The following is a 20,749-nucleotide window of genomic DNA, read 5'->3' as shown; positions in this document are numbered from 1 at the left end:
TGCACGTCCACCCGGCCGCTGCTGACCCCTCCCGCATCTTCGAGATTCGCCGCCTAGCCCGCCAATCCGGCTGCGTATTCCTCCCTAGAAAACCCAAGCAAAAAACCCGCAGTGCCCCTGCTCCGTCCGATCCAAACAGCGGAGGGTCTGCAGCATGAGCAAGTTCAAACTCGACAATCGCGCCCTACAACTGCTCAGCGCCCAGGTCAATCTGAGCGGTACCTTCAACCATGTAGTCAGGTCAGCGCCCAAGCGTGAAGCCCTGGCGTTTCGCCTTAAGGTTGAACGCTACGCATCAGATACCCTCTTCATCGTCGAGCCGGGCAACGAACGCCACACGCTGACCTTGCCGAATGAAAGGAAGATGCACCTCAAGCTGGCCGACTTCATTGAAGAGATCGTCAACGGCCCTTTCGATGCCAACAACACACCCGACCTTATAAATATCCCGCACGCCAGTCGCAATTACGCCCGCTTCGATATCGAGCAAAAGCAACAGGTGTTCGACCTTGTACGTAACGGTGGTGCGGTGAGTCTCGATATGGGTTTTGAACTACCCCTACACGTCGCCTTGCATCGCACTAAAGCCCGTTCCGGTGTCACCATCATCATGAGCATTGGCGAAAAAAGGCCGCGCACCAAATGCTTCACCGTGTACGGCAGTGATGTCGAGGTCTACCAGAAAGTGGCCGAGTCCATTAACCACCTGGCGGCAGCGGCAACACCCGCCGCTCACGCGGCTTGAGGGGGATGTCATGGAACGCACTCTCGCCCAAGCCGCGAAGCACCTCGGTATGACTCGGCCCAAGTTGATCGACCTTATGCGGGCAAAGGGTCTACTCAATAACCGAAACCTACCCGCCTACCCGACCCGCGATCACGAATACCTGCGCGTCAAGGACAGCAACTGGTACCACGAAACCGCCGGCATGCAGTACAGCCAGTCAACCCGCGTTAAACAACCTGGCATGCACTGGCTGGCCGATCAACTGGGGCTGGATCTACCCGCTATTTCGGCAAACCACCGTGACGTGGCCTAGGGAATACGCTCGCCAGATCGTCGCGATGCGCACCCGGGAGGAGCGTAACGCCGCACTCCTCGAAGTACCGGAGCATCTGCGGGAGCTAACCAAACGACATTGCCTGAATTCTTGGAACCACCCGGCAAGAACACAACGCAAGGAGGCTCAGCAAGCCAATGCATAACACCAGCCAAACGCCGCTACGACTGCAACCCGCGCCGGAGTCAGCCACTGTGGAACTGCTTTACCGCACCTTCGGCGACGTACTGATCCCGCTGGAAAAAGTTCGCGAGCAGTACTTCCGCAACCTCAACGAGCAATCGTTCGTGGCCGAGATCAACAGCGGCCGAATCCAGCTCCCCATCACCACGCTGGACACCAGCCGCAAAGCGCCGAAATACGCACATATCAGGCATATCGCCTCACTGATCGATATCCGAGCCTATAAGGCGGATGAAGAAATGCTGCGACCACAGGACGAACCAACCGAGTAATCCCAGTTAACCCAACGGCTGCCACCACCAGCCAAAAAAACCACCAGGAGCACACCACATGACTTCAATTCAAATCTGCGCACTGATCAGCATCGTAATCGCACTTGGGATCCTCTACTGGGTCGGCTACAAGGGCGGCTTAACGGATGGACGAGCTGAGGGCTATGACGACGGCCACGCTCAGGGGTTTATGGAAGGAATGGACGAGGGCGAGTCAGCAAAGGTTACCGAGCTTGAGCAAGTCACCGAACGATGCCGGCGCCTCCAACTTATCTTGGATCTTCAACCACAAGATCAGCTTACCCTGTTAGCCATCGCCGAAAAGCTTAAGCTTGCGGCAGATACCTTCCGAGCAGTGAAATCAGAGAGCCAGGCAACGCAAGCACTTGCCTTACGTGACCAGGCACTGAGCATGGCTGCCCTGATGGATTCATTCGAGCTGGGGGATGCAGCATGAACTTCATCCTTACCCACACCGGCAAGCGCTTCGACCTGTTCGAACCCGACGCGGACATGATCGACCCAAGGGACATCTCGCACTCGCTGGCCCACCTGTGCCGCTTCAACGGCCACACCCGCGAGTTCTACAGCGTGGCGCAACACAGCTGCATCGTCGCCGAGCTAGTGCCGGAAGAACACAAACTCGCCGCCCTGCTCCACGATGCGCCCGAGGCGTACCTGGGCGACATGACCCGGCCGCTCAAGCAACGGATGCCTGTCTACCAAGGCTTCGAGGATGTCGTTTGGCAGCGCGTTTGCGAGCGCTTTGACCTGGCCCTCGAACTCCCCGATTGCATTCACCAGGCCGACATGATCGCGCTGGCCACCGAGCGCCGCGACCTCATGCCAACCGATCCGGCTATCTGGGATTGCTTGGTCGGCATCGAACCCATGGTTGAAACCATCCGCCCATGGCCTGCAGTAGAAGCCCGCAACACTTACCACCAGCGCCTGATGGACCAACTCGCTATCGAACACCGGAGGAAAGCGGCATGAAAATGGACCAGCACACCACCCAGACATCGGCCGCTTTGCTCTGCAACGCCATAGGCGTCAACACGCTGGAAACAAACAGTCTCTGCTGCGCAGCAGCAGGCACTATTGCCTCTCCCAACGCCACTGCCGAGGCACTTATACCCCACGAAAAGCTGCGCGAGGCAGCCACACTTGATGCAACGCTAATCGCTCAAAACCGCCCGCCCGCACAGCTTGTCGAGGGGTATAAGCCACTTCTGCCTGTTCAAGAAACTCCGCAACAGCAAGCCGTCGAAGTGTTCGAAATTGACGAGCGCGCCGAGTTCGGGAAAGAGTTTCCACCCCCCGAAGGACTGCAGTATTGCCAGCAACGCGGGACCTACATCAGGCCACCAGGTGCGAGTGCGTCCGACATGTTCGCCCGTGAGCATTACGCATACAGGGCAGGTTTTGCAGCGTGGACACGTCGAGCCTGGATGCACGCTGCTCTGTTCGACCGACAGCCTGCATGCCGGAAGCGCGAAGGTAGTCCGTTTTTTCCGTGCAGTGATCGACCGTGCGCAAAGGGGGTGCCACATGCTTAAGCGCACTTTCAAACACTTTCACTTGTGCTGCGGCCTCGGTAGCGGCGCGGCCGGATTCAGCGACTCCAAACCTGTGCTTGGCCCAGTCCAAGCCGAATGGCGTTGTCTGGGGGGCGTTGATGTTGACCCGGCAGGGTTGCGAGACTTCCAGATGATGACCGGTGTGCCTGGCACGCTGATGGATCTATTTACCCGCGAGCAATACACCGCGTTCCATGGTCAGCAGCCACCCTGCGGATGGAAAGAGGTAACCGCAGAGGATCTGCGGCGGGCCGCTGGCAACGAAGATCCTGACGCAGTGTTTATCAGCAGCCCGTGCAAAGGCGCCTCGGGCCTACTATCTGAAACCATGAGCCAGACGCCGAAATACCAGGCGCTCAACGAGCTGACATTACGTTGTGTATGGCTGATGTGCGAGGCCTGGAAGCATAACCCCGTATCGTTGATCGTGTTCGAAAACGTCCCACGCCTTGCTACTCGTGGTCGGCATCTACTGGACCAAATCAACAAGCTTCTTAGCTACTACGGCTACGCCGTGGCAGAGACTACCCATGACTGCGGCGAGATCGGAGGCCTCGCCCAAAGCCGCAAGCGTTTCCTGCTGGTGGCTAGACATGTCGAAAAGGTACCGGCTTTTTTGTACGAGCCGGAAAAGCGCAGCCTGCGTGCCGTGGGCGACGTACTGAGCCGTATGCCACTGGCCGGCGATATCGATCAGGCTGGTCCGATGCACCGGGTGCCCGCGTTGCAGTGGAAAACTTGGGTACGGCTGGCCTTGGTAGAAGCCGGGAAAGATTGGCGCAGCCTGAGTCAGTTTGCGATTGAGGACGGCCACCTGCGTGACTTTGTAATCGTACCGGAATGCCGCGCCGGTTATCTCGGCGTGCATGAATGGCAGGACACCGCCGGTACCGTGACAGGCCGGTCGAGTCCAACCAGTGGCAAATTCTCAGTTGCTGACCCACGACCTACCAGCAAGTTTGAATACACCCAATATGGTGTGCTGCCCTATGACCGACATTGCGGTGTTGTCACCGGGCAGCGAAGCCCTGGCCAAGGGACATTCAGCGTTGCGGATCCTCGCATGAGCGGTGAACGCCATAACAACGTGTTCCGCGTCATGCGCAACGACCATCCCGCCGGCACTGTCACAACGGGTCACGGGCCAAGCTCCGGCGGCCAAGCCGTGGCCGACCCTCGGCAACCGTCAAAAGGCTTCGGCAAGTACCTGGTCACGGACTATAACAAGCCGGCCGGCACCGTTATCGCCGGGAGCACCACCGGACAAGGCGCTTTCGCCGTGGCAGATCCCGCCTACAAAAAATCGCTCCCCAACGCCAGCACGCAAAAGCTTCGTATCACTCCCTGGAGCGACGCCGCCAAAACCGTCACCGGCTCGCAACAGGTTGCCAGCGGTGCTTTATCTATCGCAGATCCGCGCCCGGGCATGTCGCGCACAAAGGGCGACGCCTATCTGACTGGCGGGCATTACGGTGTGGTCGATTGGAAAGACCCAGCAGGCGCCGTCTCCGCAAGTGCCTGCCACGACAATGGTCGCTGGTCGGTTGCAGATAAGCGTATGCCGGCGTCCAACGACCGATTGACTTGCATGATCACCAGCCTCGACGGCACCTGGCACCGCCCCTTCACCACCCTAGAGCTTGCCGCACTGCAATCGCTCTTTGATCCTGAGGAACATTGGTCAACAGATTCGCAGACCGCTCATGAAATTCAGGTGATGCAGCGTGTGCGCAGGATCGAGCAGGCACAGTTCTTCCTGCTGGACGGCATAAACGACGGCAATCACCGGGAGCGCATCGGAAACGCAGTACCGCGGGCTGCAGCGAAAGCTATGGCCGACGTGTTCGGCATGACGCTGCTGCTTTCTGAGGCTGGTGAGACGTTCATGCTCAGCAACGTGTCGGTCTGGGTGCAGCCAGTGGCGATTGCCTTGAGCGTGGCGAAACAGGAGGCTCACGTATGAGCGCTGAAACAGAACAATCCCCCAACGACTTCAAAGCCTACGATTCCTCTGTCATTGGATCACATGAATCACTGACCAGGCCCCAATGGACCGGGGAGAAAACACAATGAGCGCTGCTGAAAAACTCGATTTCCACATCACGCCAGGTGCGTGGTTCCGTCAGGATCTGTTGTATCCAGTGTTCGGTTTGAGCACTGAAGCGGTTCGCAAATACCGTACACGCGGACTTTGGCTCGAAGGCAAACATTGGCGCTACGACCCCGCCAACGTGATCGTCTACAACCGCGCAGCCATTGAACGCTGGATGGAAGGGAAACCATGATCGACAAGATGCCGACCGGCGTTGAAATGAACGGCAAGCAACTACGCATCTGGTTCATTTTCAATGGTCAACGGTGCAGGGAACCCCTCGAAGGGATTTCGAAAGTAAACAAGGCTGCGATCGCGTACGCCGACAACAAGCGCCGCACCATCCTCGCGGAAATCAAAGAGGGTCGCTTCGACTACGCGGCCCACTTCCCCAATTCGCCCAGGGCCTCTATGTTCACCGGAACAGGCGGTCCTTCGCTAAAGCGATCCGTGAAGGAAGGTATTGATCGCTGGCTGGAGGTGCAGCGTGCGCTCAAAGCTTCTAGTACCGTCGTCAACTACGTCAGCAAAGCCGGGCACGTCGACAAGAAGTTCGGCAAACGCAGGATCGTCGACATTAGCAAGAGTGACATCGAGCTGTTTCAAGCGCAGCTGCTAAAGCAAGGCCTGGCCCCGAAAACTGTGAACGACATTTTCACCGTCGTTCGCGGAGTGTGGGCTGATGCATTCGGCGACGGCATCCTGAAAGCCAATCCGCTCGACCGGATCAGCAACGTCGGGGCCGACGTCGACCTTGAGCATGCCGACCCTTTCAGTCGCGCAGAGATCGAGTTGATCGGCAAAGCGGATCCAGATCGACAAGCTGACGCCCGGATGATTGAGTTCAACTGCTGGGCCGGACTGTCCCTGTCTGAACTCATTGGGCTCGCCGTTGAAGACATTGACCTTGAAGCCGGCTTGTTATACGTGCGCCGGGCATTGGTTGTCGGAGAGTTCAAAGTCCCCAAAGAGCGCTCCAGAGTACGGGTGGTCGAGCTGATCGACCCTGCCCTCGTCTTGATGCGGGAGATTGTTGCCGCCGCCAAGGAAGCGCATACAGTTGAGATCAACGTCATCCAGCGCGACAACATTACCTCTAAAAAAATGAAGGTGAAGTTTCTTTTTCGCAGCTCCACCAGCGGTAAGCTGTGGAGCGGCAAGACATTGAGCAAGTGGTTTACTGCCCATTTGAAAGTGGCAGAAGTCCGCCACCGCGGTGCCAACCAATGTCGCCACACCTTTGCCAGTCAAATGCTTTCAAGCTACGTTCCGGTTGAGTGGGTCGCTCGCCAGCTCGGGCACTCGGATACCACAATGGTTAGAAAACACTACGGAAGGTGGATCCCAAGGGACACCAAAAGCATGGCAGGCATCGTTTCGAAAATGCTTGGCTTTAGAAACAAATGAAATAACAGCACCCCGTAGCTGTTCAAGGAAAGCAAATTCAAAGTTAGCACGGAATTTTATGTCCGATACAACGACGCAAAAAATAAAGAAACATACAGATGTGTCTCAGTTAGTTAACAAACAAATGGCGGTGTAAAGTCAGCGGACAGAAAGTATCTACCATACATCGGAAGCCAAAGCTTTGGTGTCCGTATCTCATCCCCCATAGTGAATTGGTCCTACAATCTAAAACAGGTCATTGGCTCTTACTTTGCCAACCCCTGGAGAATTGAAATGGACCCACCACCGATTGATGATGGAACCGACACCGATTTATCCGGTGATTGTGACGACTTTAGCGATTGTGAAGTCGACGATTTGATGTTCGGGTATGTTGCCTTGTGTGGTCATTCCGAGCATCAACCTGCTTGGACTGGCGATACACAAAAAGACTTGAACTTGGCACAAGCAGATGTGTTATCCCATAAAAATATATTTCCGTCACACCAACCATTCGCAGTCTCTTCTGAATCAGCTGAAGAGATCGTCCGCTGTTGGCAAATGCAGGATATGGAAAACGATTCACGAATCGAAATAACTGACTTTCAAATGAAGAGCCTGGTGCAACCATGAAACCTCAATTCAGAATTCAACTAATGCGAATTTTGCCCAGTCCTGACGCAATAATGGGAGAGCTATATGTAAATGGGCAGCTTGTCGCTTTCACTCTTGAACTGCCGTGGAAAGATAACAAGCCCGACATCAGTTCCATCCCGGATGGCGAATATGGATGTACGTTGCGATATGACAAGAGCAGGGACACGAATTTTACGATTCAACTAGAAGGAACGGGGCCTCGGTCGGGCGTGCAAGTTCATGTGGGCAACAGACCCGACGATTCTAGCGGCTGCATTCTGGTGGGCCTGAATGCAAAATATTCGAAGAACTTAATAGGATCGTCACGAGACGCGATCGTCAAATTGAAAAATATTTTCTACGGATCAGAAAATCCGATTGCCTGTCCTGACTTATTAATAAACATTAAGATTCAGAGCATTCCACAATCTCTTAGATACTATCCAACTTACACCGAAAAATCTTACTATTTTACGTATGGTAATGGCGCATGGAATATCGCCGGAGGAACTGCCGCCGCGAGATACGAAGACATAATAAGAGACCTGAAGTGGATCATTTCGAAATCTCCCGAGGATAGTTCAATTAAAGGTAGGTATGTGCGCTGGGGCATACTTGGTGGTACAGCAATGCAGATATCGAAAGACCTAAAATACTGGACCACTGTCGCGCCAGATGATTTATTCACAAGAGAACCCATATTGAAAGATTCTTTCTGGGAAAAATTGAAAACTCAAGGAATGGGATTAAAGTCCCTCTTGGAAAGCAGTAAATCAGCACCTCCTAATTTGATTCAGTTTGATCATGTTTCACCTGAACCAGGTCCTCCTGATCCGGTGTCAGATGCAGATGACGGAAACAATGACGGTATTATTGAGCTAGATATGACAGGTGATAACGAAGGTGCAGTCGTCGATATGGACCAGGCAGACACCTACGATGATTATTCAGATTATGACGATCGTGATGATGGTGACGATGGTGGCGGTGATAGCCGAGATGGGGATTAGTCTGAATGTATCGCTATCTAATGGCCGTAGGGTCAACACCCTCAGAAGAATCCGGAGGACACTGCACTTTGCTACCAGGCCTTAGAAACGAAATGGTGAATTTTTGCCCTAAAAATGCCCTAACAACAGCAGCAAATACGAAAAAGCCCCTGTAATCTTTAACGATTACAGGGGCTTAGTCTTTTTCAATAATGGCGGAGAGATAGGGATTCGAACCCTAGGTACCGGTGAAGGTACAACGGATTTCGAATCCGTCCCATTCGGCCACTCTGGCATCTCTCCAACGGCGCGCATCATAACAACACTTTCGCCGGATGCGAAGCCCCTAAGCGAAATATTTCTGTGGTATCAGATGCTTGCGTCGATTAAAGCGGTACGCCCAGACGGTTGGCGACTTCTTCGTAGGCTTCGATGACGTCACCGAGGCCCTGGCGGAAGCGGTCCTTGTCCATTTTCTTGCCGGTGGCCTTGTCCCACAGGCGGCAGCCGTCCGGGCTGAACTCGTCGCCCAGGACGATGGAGCCGTCGCTGAATACGCCGAATTCCAGTTTGAAGTCGACCAGCAGCAGGCCGGCGTCGTCGAACAGTTTGCTCAGGACTTCGTTGACCTTGAGCGACAGTTCTTTCATGCGAACCAGTTGCTCGGCGGTGCCCCAACCGAAAGCCACCACGTGGGATTCGTTGATGAACGGGTCGCCCTTGGCGTCGTCCTTCAGGAACAGTTCGAAGGTGTAAGGGTTGAGCTTCATGCCCTCTTCGACGCCCAGGCGCTTGACCAGGCTGCCGGCGGCGTAGTTACGCACGACGCACTCGACCGGGATCATGTCGAGTTTTTTCACCAGGCACTCGTTGTCGCCCAGCAGCTTGTCGAACTGGGTCGGCACGCCGGCGGCTTCGAGTTTTTGCATGATGAAGGCGTTGAACTTGTTGTTCACCATGCCTTTGCGGTCGAGCTGTTCGATGCGCTTGCCGTCGAACGCCGAAGTGTCGTTACGAAACAGCAGGATCAAGCGGTCAGCGTCGTCGGTCTTGAAAACCGATTTGGCTTTGCCGCGGTAGAGTTCTTCACGTTTTTCCATGATGGGCTCCGCTTGCTAAGTAGGTGGGCTAGGCGATGTGTCGCCAGTCGAGCCCTGAATCTTGATCGGCCAGTTGCAGCCAGTCCGGGTCGCACCCGAGGGTGTCGACAAAACATTGCCGGGCCAGCTGCGGCAGGTTGTTCTTGCTGCTCAGATGGGCCAGGACCAGGTGTTGCAGGCCTTGCCAGCCCAACTCGGACACCAGGAATGCCGCCTGGTGGTTATTCAAATGTCCCAGTTCGCCGCCCACCCGCTGCTTGAGAAAGTACGGGTAGTGACCGCGAGCCAGCATGTCACGGCAATGGTTGGACTCGATCATCAATGCATCGAGGTCCTTGTAGCCATCCAGCACCCTGTTGCAGTACGACCCCAGGTCGGTCAGCAGGCCGAAGCGCCGCTCACCATCGCTGAACACGTACTGCGTCGGTTCCTGTGCATCATGGGCCACGGCAATGACGCCGATGCTCAGTGCGCCGATCTGCAGTTGCTCGCCGCCGGCCAGCAGGCCAGCAGGTTCAATGGGTTTGCGCATCCCGCGCAGGGTACCGCGACTGAGGTAGACCGGCAGATTGTAGCGCCGAGACAGCAAACCCACGCCATGCACGTGGTCGGCATGTTCGTGGGTCACGAGTATCGCGCTCAGCTGCGCCGGGTTCACACCCAGGCGCAACAGGCGTTTTTCGGTTTCCCGCAGGGAGAAACCACAATCCACCAGCACATACGTATCAGCGCTGGCTATCAGCGTGCCGTTCCCTTGGCTACCGCTGCCGAGAACGGCAAAACGCATGAGATCAGCCCAGGTTGTCCTGAATCACGCTCAACACTTTGCGCGCCACATCAGCTGGCGCCACGGTGTTGATGTTCTTCTCGACGGTGACCTGGACGTTTTCACCCACCTTGCTCAGGCGAACCTGATAACGCTCGGCGCGGGCTTCAACTTCTTCCTTGTTCGGCGCGCTGCCGAACAGGCTGCTGAAGAAACCAGGCTTGTCGTCTTTCTTCTCGGCCTTTTCAGCCAGGTTGATGTAGTACAGGCCCAGGCTGCGGTTGATGTCTTCAACTCGCCATTCGCCCTGTTCCAGCGCACGACCGACACTCGACCAGGCGCGGTCCAGGTCGTTGCCGATGTTCAGGACCGGGTTGCCGCTGCCGTCTTCGCTCAGGCTGACGCGGCTTGGCGTATCGAAATCACGCGAAGCCAGCATGGAGACCGAACCGCCCTTCTCGGAGATACGGCTCATGCTCGCGAGCATGTCGTCGACCAGTGCCGCGTCCAGGCCGGTGTTGACCGAACGGTTGGTGAACTCGACATCGGCAGTGCTGCCCGCAGGACGTTCGGCGCTGACCACGTAGATTTCACTGGTATTGCGCTGCACGCCCGGCTCGATGCGCACCCGCACGCGGGTTTCGCTGTCGCTGCCGACACCGGCAGCGCTCAGGCGCTTGGCCATGGCGGCGGACAGTTCGTCGGAATGCTGCCAGGTGGTGGTGAATTCGCCGGTTTGCGGGCGCTGTTCGTCCAGGCGGAAGCCGTTGTCCTGGAAGAACTGCACGGCCACTGGCCAGGCTTCTGCCGGTGGATTCTGCGCGACGATCCAGCGAGTATCACCACTCTTCTGCAACGAGTAGGCACTGGCGTCAGCCGCCGCGGTCAGCGGTTGCGGACGAGGCACGACGTACTCGCCCTTGACGGAGTCATCGGCCACGTTGCGCGGGATCGGCAGCAACGGGTCCAGGCGCTTGGCGGTGGTGACATCCGGTGGCAGTTGCATCGGTGCAGTCTGTTGCGCTTCTAGGTAATCGCTACCACGGTCACGGAAATAACCTTCCGGGCCCCAGACCCATCCACAGCCACTGGTGCTGGAGATGATCACGGCTAGTGCGGAAAGTCCGGCCAATCGCTTCATGCGTAATACTTCCTCAATTAAACCAGGACGCCGGACTGGCGCATGGCCTGCCGCAGCGGTTCGTGACAGGCAGTGCTGAGCCAGGTGAGCGGCAGACGGATACCGTCCGGCATCAAGCCCATTTCATGCAGCGCCCATTTCACGGGAATAGGGTTGGATTCGATGAACAGGGTTTTATTGAGTGGCATCAGCTTTTCGTGAATGGCGCGGGCCGTGACGGCGTCGCCTTTCAGAGCGGCATTGCACAGGTCGGCCATGGCGCGCGGGGCCACGTTGGCGGTCACCGAAATGTTGCCCTTGCCGCCCATCAGGATCAGTTCGACGGCGGTCGGATCATCACCCGAGATCACCAGGAAGTCTTCGCTCACGCCATCGAGGATGGCCTTGGCACGGGACAGGTCGCCGGTGGCTTCCTTGATGCCGATGATGTTCTTCACAGTCGACAGGCGAATCACTGTGTCGGCCTGCATGTCGCACGCGGTGCGGCCAGGCACGTTGTAGAGGATCTGCGGGATGTCGACAGCTTCGGCGATGGCCTTGAAGTGCTGGTACAGGCCTTCCTGGGTCGGCTTGTTGTAATACGGCGTCACCAGCAGGCAGGCGTCGGCACCCGCGGTCTTCGCGTTGGTGGTCAGCTCGATGGCTTCGCGCGTCGAGTTGGCGCCCGTACCGGCGATCACCGGAATGCGCCCCGCAACCTGCTTCACCACGAAACGAATCACTTCGATGTGCTCGTTCACGTCAAGGGTGGCCGATTCACCTGTAGTGCCGACCGCCACGATGGCGTGGGTGCCGTTTTGCAGGTGAAAGTCCACCAGTTTGCTCAGGCTGTCCCAGTCGAGACGACCCTGTGCATCCATGGGTGTGACCAGTGCCACCATACTGCCCGCAATCATGCAACCGCTCCTGCCGGAAAAAGAGAGCGGTAATGGTACTGGCGCCAAGATGCTTGTACAAGCGAAGTACTGCGCTGCTGCCATTCCCCTTGGCGCCGCTTTTCGCTACCCTTCAGACTTTGATCGGTACTGATAAGCTCGTACGCCGGGTTCCAGCCTCCATTTTCGGCATCATAAGCCCCGATCCAGCGTTGCCACCCTTCGCTCTTGCCTCAATAGAGCACGTTGCAACCTGCCATCGGGTTTTCTGAATTCGCATCCGCAGGCTCGTGCACGGTAAAAAAGCCCGTTGAGGTATCGACCGCTCATCGCTTTAGGAATGCTGCATGTCCACCCCCACAGTTCGCGAACAATTCCTTGTCATCAGTGCCCTCGGCGCCAACCCTATGGAGCTGACTAACGTCCTGTGCCGCGCCAGCCATGAAAATCGCTGCGCCGTGGTCACTTCTCGCCTGACCCGTCATGGCGAGTGCAGTGCGTTGGTCCTCGAGATCTCCGGCAGCTGGGACGCCCTGGCTCGCCTCGAAGGCAGCCTGTCGGGCCTGGCCAAGAAGCACGCCTTCACCGTCAACGTAGTGCGCAGCGCAGCCCTGGAGAATCGTCCTCAGGCCCTGCCGTACGTCGCCTACGTCAGCTCCGCCTATCGCTCGGACATCATCAACGAGCTCTGCCAGTTCTTCATGGACCATAACGTCGAGCTGGAAAACCTCACCTGCGACACCTATCAGGCGCCTCAGACCGGCGGCACCATGCTCAACGCCACATTTACCGTGACCCTGCCTGCCGGCGTGCAGATCAGCTGGTTGCGCGATCAGTTCCTGGATTTCGCCGATGCGCTGAACCTGGACGCACTGATTGAACCGTGGCGCCCACAGAACCCAATGTAAGGAAGCTTTTCATGGCCGTTGCCATCGACCAACCGGTTGCCGACTTCGAAGCACCCGCCACCAGCGGGCAAACCGTCAACCTCGCCAGTCTCAAGGGCAAGCAGGTGGTGATCTACTTCTACCCCAAGGACAGCACGCCAGGCTGCACGACCCAGGGCCAGGGCTTCCGTGATCAGCTCGAGGCGTTCAAGGCGGCCAATACCGAAGTGTTCGGTGTGTCCCGCGACAGCCTCAAGTCCCATGAGAACTTCAAGGCCAAGCAGGCTTTCAACTTCGAGCTGATCAGCGACAAGGAAGAAGCGCTGTGCCAGCTGTTTGATGTGATCAAGCTGAAGAAGCTGTATGGCAAGGAGTACATGGGGGTGGATCGCAGCACTTTCCTGATTGATAAGGACGGTGTGCTGCGCCAGGAGTGGCGTGGTGTGAAGGTGCCGGGGCATGTGGATGCGGTGTTGGCGGCGGCTCAGGCCTTGAATAAAGCGTGACCCTTGAAAAGATCGCAGCCTTCGGCAGCTCCTACAGAGAAATTTGCGAGCTCCTGTAGGAGCTGCCGAAGGCTGCGATCTTTTACAGTTTAAAGCAGCGGCGCCACCACCGGCTCCTTGCGCGGCCACGCATCCAGCACGGCCTTGAACAGCGTCGCCAGGGGAATTGCAAAGAATACCCCCCAGAAGCCCCACAACCCGCCAAACAACAACACCGCGCAGATGATCGCCACCGGATGCAGGTTCACCGCTTCCGAGAACAGCAGCGGCACCAGCACGTTGCCGTCCAGCACCTGGATGATGCCGTAGACTGCCATCAGGTAGATGAACTGATCGCTCCAGCCCCACTGGAACAGCGCAATCAGCAAGACCGGCACCGTCACCACCACGGCGCCGACGTAGGGCACTACCACCGAGACGCCGACCAGCAACGCCAGTAGCGCTGCGTAGTTAAGGCCCAGCACCACGAAGCCGATGTAGGTCGCGCCGCCGCAAATGAAAATCTCGATGACCTTGCCGCGGATGTAATTGGCAATCTGCCGGTTCATTTCATGGGCCACGCGGGTGATCAGCGCCCGCTCCCGAGGGAGATAGCCGCGGACCCATTCGCCGATCATTTCCCGGTCCTTGAGGAAAAAGAACACCAGGATCGGCACCAGGACCAGGTAGATCATGATGTTCACCAGCAGCGGCAGGCTGGACAGCGAGAACGTCAGCGCCCACTGGCCGAAATTACCGATCTCGCCCCGCGCCACTTCAATTGCCCGTAACACCTGCTCGTCCGATACCAGATGCGGGTAGCGTTCCGGCAGCAGCAACAGCAACGACTGCCATTTGGCGAGCATGCCGGGCAGCTCGTTGAACAGGGTGATCAGCTGGTGCCAGAGCAACGGCACCACGACGACGATAAACACCAGTAACACACCCATGAACAGCGCGAACACCAGGCCCACCGCGACGCCACCGGGTACGCGCAGGCGTTCTAGCGTCACCACCAGGCCCTGCATCAAATAAGCCAGCACCATGCCTGCAAGCACAGGCGCGAGCATCCCGCCCAGGGTCAGGACTGCGGTAAATGCCAGGAACAGCAGCACCGCCAGCACCACGGCTTCTTCGTCGGAGAAATAGCGCTGAATCCAGTCGCGTAACACTTTGAACATCAAAAATCCTTAAGAAACGAACCCAACGCAGTTCAGGCTTTTTTCAACCAGTAGCGGTACACGCCTGCTTCATCTTCTTCGCGAAGCAGCGTATGACCGGCCAATCGGGCAAAGGTGCGAAAGTCGCGCTGCGACCCCGCATCCGTGGCGATGACCTTGAGTACTGCGCCGCTGGCCAGGCGATTGAGTTCGAGCTTGGCCTTGAGCAGCGGCAACGGGCAACTCAGGCCGCTGGCGTCCAGCTCGGCATCATGGGCTACAGCTTCAGTCATTGCATCACTCCGGGTCTGGCGGTTGAACGGCTTAGAATATCTGGTCCGAAGGCAAGTGTCCGGCTACAGTAAGGTCTTTGTCGACTAAGGCTTTGTGCATGACCTTTCTGCGCCCTACCCTGCTGACGCTCGCTTGCCTGCTCGCCTCACCGGGCTTCGCCGACGACCTGCCGTCACTCGGCGACGCCAGTTCTGCCATCGTCTCGCCGCAACAGGAATACCAGCTGGGCCGCGCCTGGCTCGCCCTGTTGCGCAGCCAGGTCTCGCAACTCAACGACCCGCAGCTCAAGGATTACGTCGAATCCAGCGTTTATCGCCTGGTGGAAACCAGCCAGGTGAATGACCGGCGCCTGGAGTTCATCCTGATCAACAGTCCGCAGCTCAACGCCTTTGCGGCGCCCGGCGGGATTATCGGGGTCAACGGTGGCCTGTTCCTCAATGCCCAGACCGAAGGCGAATACGCCTCGGTCCTCGCGCACGAATTGGCTCACTTGTCGCAGCGCCATTTCGCCCGTGGCGTTGAAGCGCAACAGCGCATGCAGGTGCCCATGATGGCCGCGCTGCTGGCCGGGATCGTGATCGCTGCAGCCGGTGCCGGCGATGCCGGGATCGCCGCAATTGCTGGCAGCCAGGCGGCGGCGATCCAGGAACAGCGCCGCTTTTCCCGCCAGAACGAACAGGAAGCCGACCGCATCGGCATTCTCAATCTGGAAAAAGCCGGTTACGACCCGCGCTCGATGCCCAGCATGTTCGAACGCCTGGGGCGCCAGTACCGCTTCGACGCCAAGCCCCCGGAATTCCTCCTGACTCACCCGGTCACCGAATCGCGCATCGCCGATACCCGTAACCGGGCCGAGCAGGCTAAAGCCGGCGGCATCGAAGATACGCTGCGCTACCAGCTGATTCGTGCCCGCGTGCAACTGGTTTACGAAGAAACCCCGGGCCTGGGTGCCAAGCGTTTTCGTGCTCAGCTGGAAGAGAATCCGAAAAGCGACGTTGCCCGTTATGGCCTGGCAATCGCCCAGATCAAGGGCGGCCAGCTGAACGAAGCGCGGGAGAACCTCAAGCTGCTGCTGGCCAAGTCGCCCAACGAGATCATCTACAACCTGGCGCAAGTGGACCTGGACATCACCAACAATCGCCTGGCGGATGCCCAGGCGCGGGTGGACCGGATGCTTACCCAGTACCCCGGCAACTACCCGCTGAACCAGGTGCGCGTTGACCTGCTGCTCAAACAGAACCGCGCAGCCGACGCCGAGAAGGCGCTGGAAGGCCTGCTCAAGTCCCGCCCTGATGATCCGGACGTGTGGTACCAGGTGGCAGAAACCCGCGGCCTGTCGGGCAACATCATCGGCCTGCACCAGGCGCGTGCCGAGTACTTTGCACTGGTGGGCGACTATCGCCAGGCCATCCAGCAACTGGATTTCGCCAAGCGCAAGGCAGGCAGCAACTTCCCGCTGTCGTCGCGCATCGATGCGCGTCAGCGTGAGCTGATGGAACAGGAACGAATGGTCAAGGACATGATGGGCTAAGCGGCCCGAGCATCAATCTGCGCACATAAAAAAACCGCCTCTCTCGAGGCGGTTTTTCATTCAGCCAACAACCGGTGTTATTCCGCCAGCTTGAAGGTGATGAAGCTGGCACGACCCTGACGCAGGACTCGCATCGACACCGAACGATTCTTCGGCAGCGCCTTGGCGATCTCGGTGAACTCCTTGGTGGAACCGATCGCCTGGTTGTTCAGGTGAGTGATCACATCATTGGGCTGCAAGCCGATCAGCGAAGCAGGACCGTCCTGGACTTCCTTGATGATCACGCCACCCTTGAGGTCGTAGGTTTTCTTCTGCTCGGCAGTCAGCTCGGCTACCGAGACACCCAGGCGATTGCTGCTGCGCTCGACGCCGGATTTAGCCAGGGTCTCCAGCTCTTTGCCTTCTTCCGGGATCGCGCCAACGATCAGTTCCACATTCTGGCGTTTGCCGTCACGGATCACTTCGAGGTTGGCCTTGGAACCTGCCTTCAGCGCGCCCACCAGGTGCGGCAGGTCCGCAGACATGACGATCGGTTGACCGTTCATGGTGAGGATCACGTCGCCGACCCGCAGGTCGCCCTTGGCAGCAGGGCCGTCATCCTGGATCTGCGCAACCAGTGCTCCGGCCGGCTTATCCAGGCCAAACGACTCGGCAAGATCCTTGTTCACTTCCTGAATGACAACGCCCAGCCAGCCGCGGCTGACCTTGCCACCGCTTTTCAGCTGGTTGGACACATCCATGGCCACATCGATCGGGATGGCGAACGAAACGCCCATGAAGCCACCGGAGCGGGTGTAGATCTGCGAGTTGATCCCCACCACTTCACCGTTCAGGTTGAACAGCGGACCACCGGAGTTACCCGGGTTGATCGGCACGTCGGTCTGGATGAATGGCACATAGTTTTCGTTCGGCAGGCTGCGACCAATGGCGCTGACGATGCCTTGGGTCACGGTGTGGTCAAAGCCGAACGGCGAACCGATGGCAACCACCCACTGGCCCGCCTTCAGGTCCTGGGACTTGCCCAGTTTCAGAACGGGCAGGTCCTTGCCTTCGATCTTCAGCAGGGCCACGTCGGAACGTGGATCGGTGCCGACCAGCTTGGCTTTCAGTTCGCTACGATCGGCAAGCCGCACGAGAATCTCGTCGGCATCGGCGATCACGTGGTTATTGGTGAGAATGTAGCCGTCAGACGAGATGATGAACCCCGAGCCCAGGGATTGCGCCTGCTGGCGATCGCCCCTTGGCGAGCGCGGCGAGCGTGGCTGCGGCATGCCGCGTTCAAAAAACTCGCGCAGCATGGGCGGCAGGCCTTCGAGGTCGGGCATGTCCTCGGCAGATACTTTGCGGTCCGGCAATTTTTGCGTGGTACTGATGTTGACCACAGCGGGCGAGGCTTGCTCGACCAGTTGGGTAAAGTCAGGCAACTCGACCGCCTGTACGGCGACGGCCTGCCCGAGCACCAGCACAGTGGCGACAATGGAAAGGTAAGACTTCAAGCGTGGTATCGACATACGGCTCCCGTTACAACGAGCATGATTAAGCGATATGGAGCAAGGAACACCGGGAAAGATACGCCGGTATTTTTGTTCCGGGAACAACAAACAAGGCCAGAGCCGAGAGGCTGTGACCTATAAAAAATTCTGGAGTGTTTTGCAAACTGAAATGCTCACGAAACATTTCGCTATCGACTCACTACTTGGCTGCAGTGGCATCAGTGCGCATGGACAGCGCGATTCGCTCAGCGGTGCCAATCGGAATCTCACCGACGACCGTTACCATGATTTCGCCCTCAGGCGTGGTCAAGCGCCGCGAAACCGCCACAGTAGGCCCCAACTGCGTGCGTGTGTCAGTCACGGTTGCACCGTTCAGAGGTTCCAGGAATACCGAAAATCGAGACAGGCCGTCGTCATACATCAGGCTGCTGACCTGAGTCTTCGTCTGGAGATCCTTGTGTGCAGAGCTGCTGACCAGTTCAAACCCAGGCGGCAACCAATCCGAACGCCAGGCTTGCGCAACGTTCGCTGCAGAAGTCTTGTCGCCATCGGCGACAATCATCTTGCAGTCGGCGCCCGCTTGCAAATCACTGTCGGAAGGTACGTCGGAAGTATTGAGCTGGGTGAACTGGAAGCGTTCCAGCAACTGCCCCTTATCATTCAACAACAATGATTTGAGTGGCAGGCCGGTTTCCTTATCAAGATGCAGCTCGAAACCGTAGCGATGCTGATCCCGCGGCGTCAGCGCAACAATCACTGCTGGACGCCCGGCCACACGCGATTTGCCGATCACGGCAATTTCATACCAGTTCTTGAGCTTTTGTGGATCAAGTGCACGAGCAGCAGACTTGGAGGATTCCCCAAGCCCTGCAATCAGGGTGCCGCTGACGCATTGAGTACGCCCATCAACACGTACGACTTCCTGAGCCGAGCCGTCGAGCTGGAGTAGACGCTCGCGGACCTTGCCATCCTGGACACGATGCCAGATGTTGTGGGTAGAAAAACTACCGTTACGCTCGTAGACAAAAGTACCGTTAAAGCTTTGCGTCTGCTCGGCATGGCCCAGCCGGGTCAACCAGTCCTGGGCTTCATCCGCGTGGGCTGGAACAATGAACCAGCCACTGAGCAGAAGCGAAAGTAGAGGTATGGCGCGCATGATCCTCCTTAACGGTTTTCCAGGCTTGCTGCACGAGCGTATGGCAGTGCGCTTTCAGTACCTTTTAACGCAGCTTCCTGAGCGTGTTGGCGCAGGTAGGTCGGCAGACGCTGGTCGTGCCAGCCTGGCTGACCTTGCAGCACGCCATTGGCCATAGGGCCATTCGCTTCAGAACTTTCACTATAGCCTGCCAATACCGCTGGGCCTTTGACCTGAGGAACGGCCAAGCCAGGCTGGTTGGACTGCTGTGCCAATTCCACACCGGCGATCTCGTCCTGGTTGTACAGGCGAACACCGGCCAGAACGGCCACGGTCACGGAGGCAGCTACTGCCAGGCGACCCAGGCTACGCCATGGACCACGGGTGGCTTTTGCCGGTACGGTTTCGTCAGCCAAGGCTGCCGAGACGGCCGCCGCAATATCCAGGCGTGGAAGCAGCAGATCCTTGTGCATGACTGCCCGAGCGATTTGATAACGAGCCCAGGTTTCACGGGTTTCAACATCGTCGAAGGCATTCAACACCCGACGCAATTCCAGTTCGTCCGCTTCGTTATCCATCACTGCGGACAGCGATTCCTGCAGGGCTTCACGACTCATGGCGTTCCTCTCTTGGCTGTCGCCGCTGTCTTTAGTTTTCCTGCAACAACGGCTGCAGGGCTTTATCGATGGCTTCCCGAGCGCGAAAAATCCGGGAGCGCACGGTACCCACCGGACATTGCATGACTGCTGCAATGTCCTCGTAACTCAGACCATCGAATTCACGTAAAGTTAAGGCCGTACGCAAATCTTCTGGCAGTTGCTGGATGGTCCGATGGACGGTGCCTTCGATCTCATCCCGCAGCAATGCGCGTTCTGGGGACTCGAGATCCTTCAGGCCATGATCGCCATCGTAGAACTCTGCATCTTCGGAACTGACATCGCTATCCGGCGGCCGGCGGCCGCGTGAAACCAGATAGTTCTTCGCCGTGTTAATGGCGATGCGGTAAAGCCACGTGTAAAACGCGCTGTCTCCGCGAAAATTACCAAGTGCACGGTACGCCTTGATAAAGGCTTCCTGTGCCACATCCTGGGCTTCATGGGTGTCGTGCACGAAACGCACGATCAACCCGAGAATTTTGTGCTGATACTTCAGCACCAGCAGATCGAAAGCTCGCTTGTCGCCACGCTGAACGCGCTCGACCAGCTGCTGATCCTCTTCCTGGGTTAGCATGAACACTCCTCGATAAGCTCGAAGGAGGCTTGCATAACTAAACGACCAGACTTGCAAACATAGACTCGGGCTTTTCGCAAAAGTTCTCCCCCTCCAAGCAAGTTTCCTGCGGGCTCTGATTTGGCACGCACGAAAAGCGCAGCGCGGGTCAACCCGGCTGCGCGAATAATCTTGTCGCCGGATTCACGTGGCAGGCCTCTGAACACAGATCCTGCACTGAAGCCGACACTGTCCCTTGAATCGGGCAACGGTCTATTGATCTTGGCACTTTGGCAAAAGTTCCAATTATTTATAGCCTTGCACCAACAGCAATGGGCGAATTCGAGCAGAAAACGACTGTTAAATCCACGATACAGTCATGCTGTCGCCGAACCGGTGAAAAAACCATCCGACGAAGCGTCCGACTTTTCCTGTCATCGTAGTTTCACAATGCCATGCCGCCTCGGCTATTGT

The 20,749-nt window shown here is 57.5% G+C and carries 24 protein-coding genes and 1 tRNA gene; 14 read left to right on the top strand and 11 right to left on the bottom strand.

Annotated elements, in window-relative coordinates; genetic code table 11:
- Window positions 1-154 precede the first annotated feature (154 nt).
- From AAEZ05_RS23170 to AAEZ05_RS23120, 11 genes are all read left to right on the top strand, one after another.
- Window positions 155-745 (top strand): hypothetical protein, encoded by a 591-nt coding sequence (locus tag AAEZ05_RS23170; protein ID WP_350649024.1) that lies wholly within the window; start codon window positions 155-157, stop codon window positions 743-745.
- A gap of 10 nt (window positions 746-755) precedes the next feature.
- A complete protein-coding gene (locus AAEZ05_RS23165; RefSeq protein ID WP_350649022.1) occupies window positions 756-1,040 on the top strand; it encodes a phage antirepressor KilAC domain-containing protein in 285 nt (94 codons plus the stop codon).
- A 158-nt stretch (window positions 1,041-1,198) separates the two neighbouring features.
- Entirely contained in the window at window positions 1,199-1,516 is a 318-nt protein-coding gene (locus AAEZ05_RS23160) for a pyocin activator PrtN family protein (RefSeq protein WP_350649020.1), read from the top strand.
- Window positions 1,517-1,574: 58 nt separating this feature from the next.
- Window positions 1,575-1,973, top strand: a complete 399-nt coding sequence (locus AAEZ05_RS23155; RefSeq protein ID WP_350649018.1) for a hypothetical protein — start codon at window positions 1,575-1,577, stop codon at window positions 1,971-1,973.
- Window positions 1,970-2,512, top strand: a complete 543-nt coding sequence (locus AAEZ05_RS23150) for a phosphohydrolase (protein ID WP_350649016.1) — start codon at window positions 1,970-1,972, stop codon at window positions 2,510-2,512. Before AAEZ05_RS23155 ends, AAEZ05_RS23150 begins: the two co-directional genes overlap by 4 nt.
- Window positions 2,509-3,075 carry a hypothetical protein gene (locus AAEZ05_RS23145; protein WP_350649014.1) on the top strand — a complete coding sequence of 189 codons (567 nt, stop codon included), beginning with the start codon at window positions 2,509-2,511 and terminating at the stop codon, window positions 3,073-3,075. The genes AAEZ05_RS23150 and AAEZ05_RS23145 overlap by 4 nt, the downstream gene beginning before the upstream one ends.
- On the top strand, window positions 3,068-5,059 hold the full coding sequence (locus AAEZ05_RS23140; RefSeq protein ID WP_350649012.1) for a DNA cytosine methyltransferase: 1,992 nt from the start codon (window positions 3,068-3,070) through the stop codon (window positions 5,057-5,059). The genes AAEZ05_RS23145 and AAEZ05_RS23140 overlap by 8 nt, the downstream gene beginning before the upstream one ends.
- Window positions 5,060-5,165: 106 nt before the next feature.
- A complete protein-coding gene (xisR, locus tag AAEZ05_RS23135) occupies window positions 5,166-5,381 on the top strand; it encodes an excisionase family protein (protein ID WP_008036021.1) in 216 nt (71 codons plus the stop codon).
- The gene (locus tag AAEZ05_RS23130) at window positions 5,378-6,595 is read left to right on the top strand and encodes an Arm DNA-binding domain-containing protein (RefSeq protein WP_350649010.1); all 1,218 of its coding nucleotides are present in this window, start codon (window positions 5,378-5,380) and stop codon (window positions 6,593-6,595) included. Before xisR ends, AAEZ05_RS23130 begins: the two co-directional genes overlap by 4 nt.
- Before the next feature lie 273 nt (window positions 6,596-6,868).
- Entirely contained in the window at window positions 6,869-7,207 is a 339-nt protein-coding gene (locus AAEZ05_RS23125; protein WP_350649008.1) for a hypothetical protein, read from the top strand.
- The gene (locus AAEZ05_RS23120) at window positions 7,204-8,220 is read left to right on the top strand and encodes a DUF5675 family protein (RefSeq protein WP_350649006.1); all 1,017 of its coding nucleotides are present in this window, start codon (window positions 7,204-7,206) and stop codon (window positions 8,218-8,220) included. The genes AAEZ05_RS23125 and AAEZ05_RS23120 overlap by 4 nt, the downstream gene beginning before the upstream one ends.
- 192 nt (window positions 8,221-8,412) lie before the next feature.
- Here AAEZ05_RS23120 and AAEZ05_RS23115 read toward each other — a convergent pair.
- The 5 genes from AAEZ05_RS23115 to dapA form a co-directional block, all read right to left on the bottom strand.
- Window positions 8,413-8,502 (bottom strand) — tRNA-Ser (locus AAEZ05_RS23115).
- Window positions 8,503-8,585: 83 nt separating this feature from the next.
- On the bottom strand, window positions 8,586-9,299 hold the full coding sequence (gene purC / locus AAEZ05_RS23110) for a phosphoribosylaminoimidazolesuccinocarboxamide synthase (RefSeq protein WP_008034929.1): 714 nt from the start codon (window positions 9,297-9,299) through the stop codon (window positions 8,586-8,588).
- Between the two features lie 28 nt (window positions 9,300-9,327).
- On the bottom strand, window positions 9,328-10,086 hold the full coding sequence (locus AAEZ05_RS23105; protein WP_045058765.1) for an MBL fold metallo-hydrolase: 759 nt from the start codon (window positions 10,084-10,086) through the stop codon (window positions 9,328-9,330).
- Window positions 10,087-10,090: 4 nt separating this feature from the next.
- Entirely contained in the window at window positions 10,091-11,206 is a 1,116-nt protein-coding gene (gene bamC, locus AAEZ05_RS23100) for an NlpB/DapX family lipoprotein (protein WP_045058766.1), read from the bottom strand.
- Between the two features lie 17 nt (window positions 11,207-11,223).
- Window positions 11,224-12,102 (bottom strand): 4-hydroxy-tetrahydrodipicolinate synthase, encoded by an 879-nt coding sequence (dapA, locus tag AAEZ05_RS23095; RefSeq protein ID WP_045058767.1) that lies wholly within the window; start codon window positions 12,100-12,102, stop codon window positions 11,224-11,226.
- A gap of 326 nt (window positions 12,103-12,428) precedes the next feature.
- Here dapA and AAEZ05_RS23090 point away from each other — a divergent pair, with 326 nt between their 5' ends.
- On the top strand, window positions 12,429-12,989 hold the full coding sequence (locus tag AAEZ05_RS23090; protein ID WP_045058768.1) for a glycine cleavage system transcriptional repressor: 561 nt from the start codon (window positions 12,429-12,431) through the stop codon (window positions 12,987-12,989).
- Window positions 12,990-13,000: 11 nt separating this feature from the next.
- Entirely contained in the window at window positions 13,001-13,474 is a 474-nt protein-coding gene (locus AAEZ05_RS23085) for a peroxiredoxin (RefSeq protein ID WP_045058769.1), read from the top strand.
- 89 nt (window positions 13,475-13,563) lie between these two features.
- On the opposite strand, the gene AAEZ05_RS23080 is transcribed toward AAEZ05_RS23085, so the two are convergent.
- Window positions 13,564-14,634 (bottom strand): AI-2E family transporter, encoded by a 1,071-nt coding sequence (locus AAEZ05_RS23080; protein WP_045058770.1) that lies wholly within the window; start codon window positions 14,632-14,634, stop codon window positions 13,564-13,566.
- Window positions 14,635-14,666: 32 nt separating this feature from the next.
- On the bottom strand, window positions 14,667-14,906 hold the full coding sequence (locus tag AAEZ05_RS23075) for a sulfurtransferase TusA family protein (protein WP_045058771.1): 240 nt from the start codon (window positions 14,904-14,906) through the stop codon (window positions 14,667-14,669).
- Window positions 14,907-15,004: 98 nt separating this feature from the next.
- Between AAEZ05_RS23075 and AAEZ05_RS23070 the strand changes: the two genes are divergently transcribed.
- Window positions 15,005-16,438, top strand: coding sequence for a M48 family metalloprotease (locus tag AAEZ05_RS23070; protein ID WP_045058772.1), 1,434 nt, complete (start codon window positions 15,005-15,007; stop codon window positions 16,436-16,438).
- A 77-nt stretch (window positions 16,439-16,515) separates the two neighbouring features.
- On the opposite strand, the gene AAEZ05_RS23065 is transcribed toward AAEZ05_RS23070, so the two are convergent.
- The 4 genes from AAEZ05_RS23065 to rpoE all read right to left on the bottom strand — a co-directional run bounded on the left by AAEZ05_RS23065 (window position 16,516) and on the right by rpoE (window position 20,296).
- Complete coding sequence (locus tag AAEZ05_RS23065; protein WP_045058773.1) at window positions 16,516-17,949, bottom strand: DegQ family serine endoprotease; 1,434 nt, start codon at window positions 17,947-17,949, stop codon at window positions 16,516-16,518.
- Window positions 17,950-18,130: 181 nt separating this feature from the next.
- Entirely contained in the window at window positions 18,131-19,087 is a 957-nt protein-coding gene (locus tag AAEZ05_RS23060) for a MucB/RseB C-terminal domain-containing protein (RefSeq protein WP_045058774.1), read from the bottom strand.
- 8 nt (window positions 19,088-19,095) lie between these two features.
- A complete protein-coding gene (locus tag AAEZ05_RS23055; RefSeq protein WP_045058775.1) occupies window positions 19,096-19,683 on the bottom strand; it encodes a sigma-E factor negative regulatory protein in 588 nt (195 codons plus the stop codon).
- A gap of 31 nt (window positions 19,684-19,714) precedes the next feature.
- Window positions 19,715-20,296, bottom strand: coding sequence for an RNA polymerase sigma factor RpoE/AlgU (gene rpoE / locus AAEZ05_RS23050; protein WP_007944079.1), 582 nt, complete (start codon window positions 20,294-20,296; stop codon window positions 19,715-19,717).
- Between the last annotated feature and the right edge of the window lie 453 nt (window positions 20,297-20,749).

The organism is Pseudomonas sp. HY13-MNA-CIBAN-0226 (assembly GCF_040310305.1).
GTDB classification, from domain to species: Bacteria; Pseudomonadota; Gammaproteobacteria; order Pseudomonadales; family Pseudomonadaceae; genus Aquipseudomonas; species Aquipseudomonas gregormendelii.
This window is presented reverse-complemented; position numbering and strand designations above follow the sequence as displayed.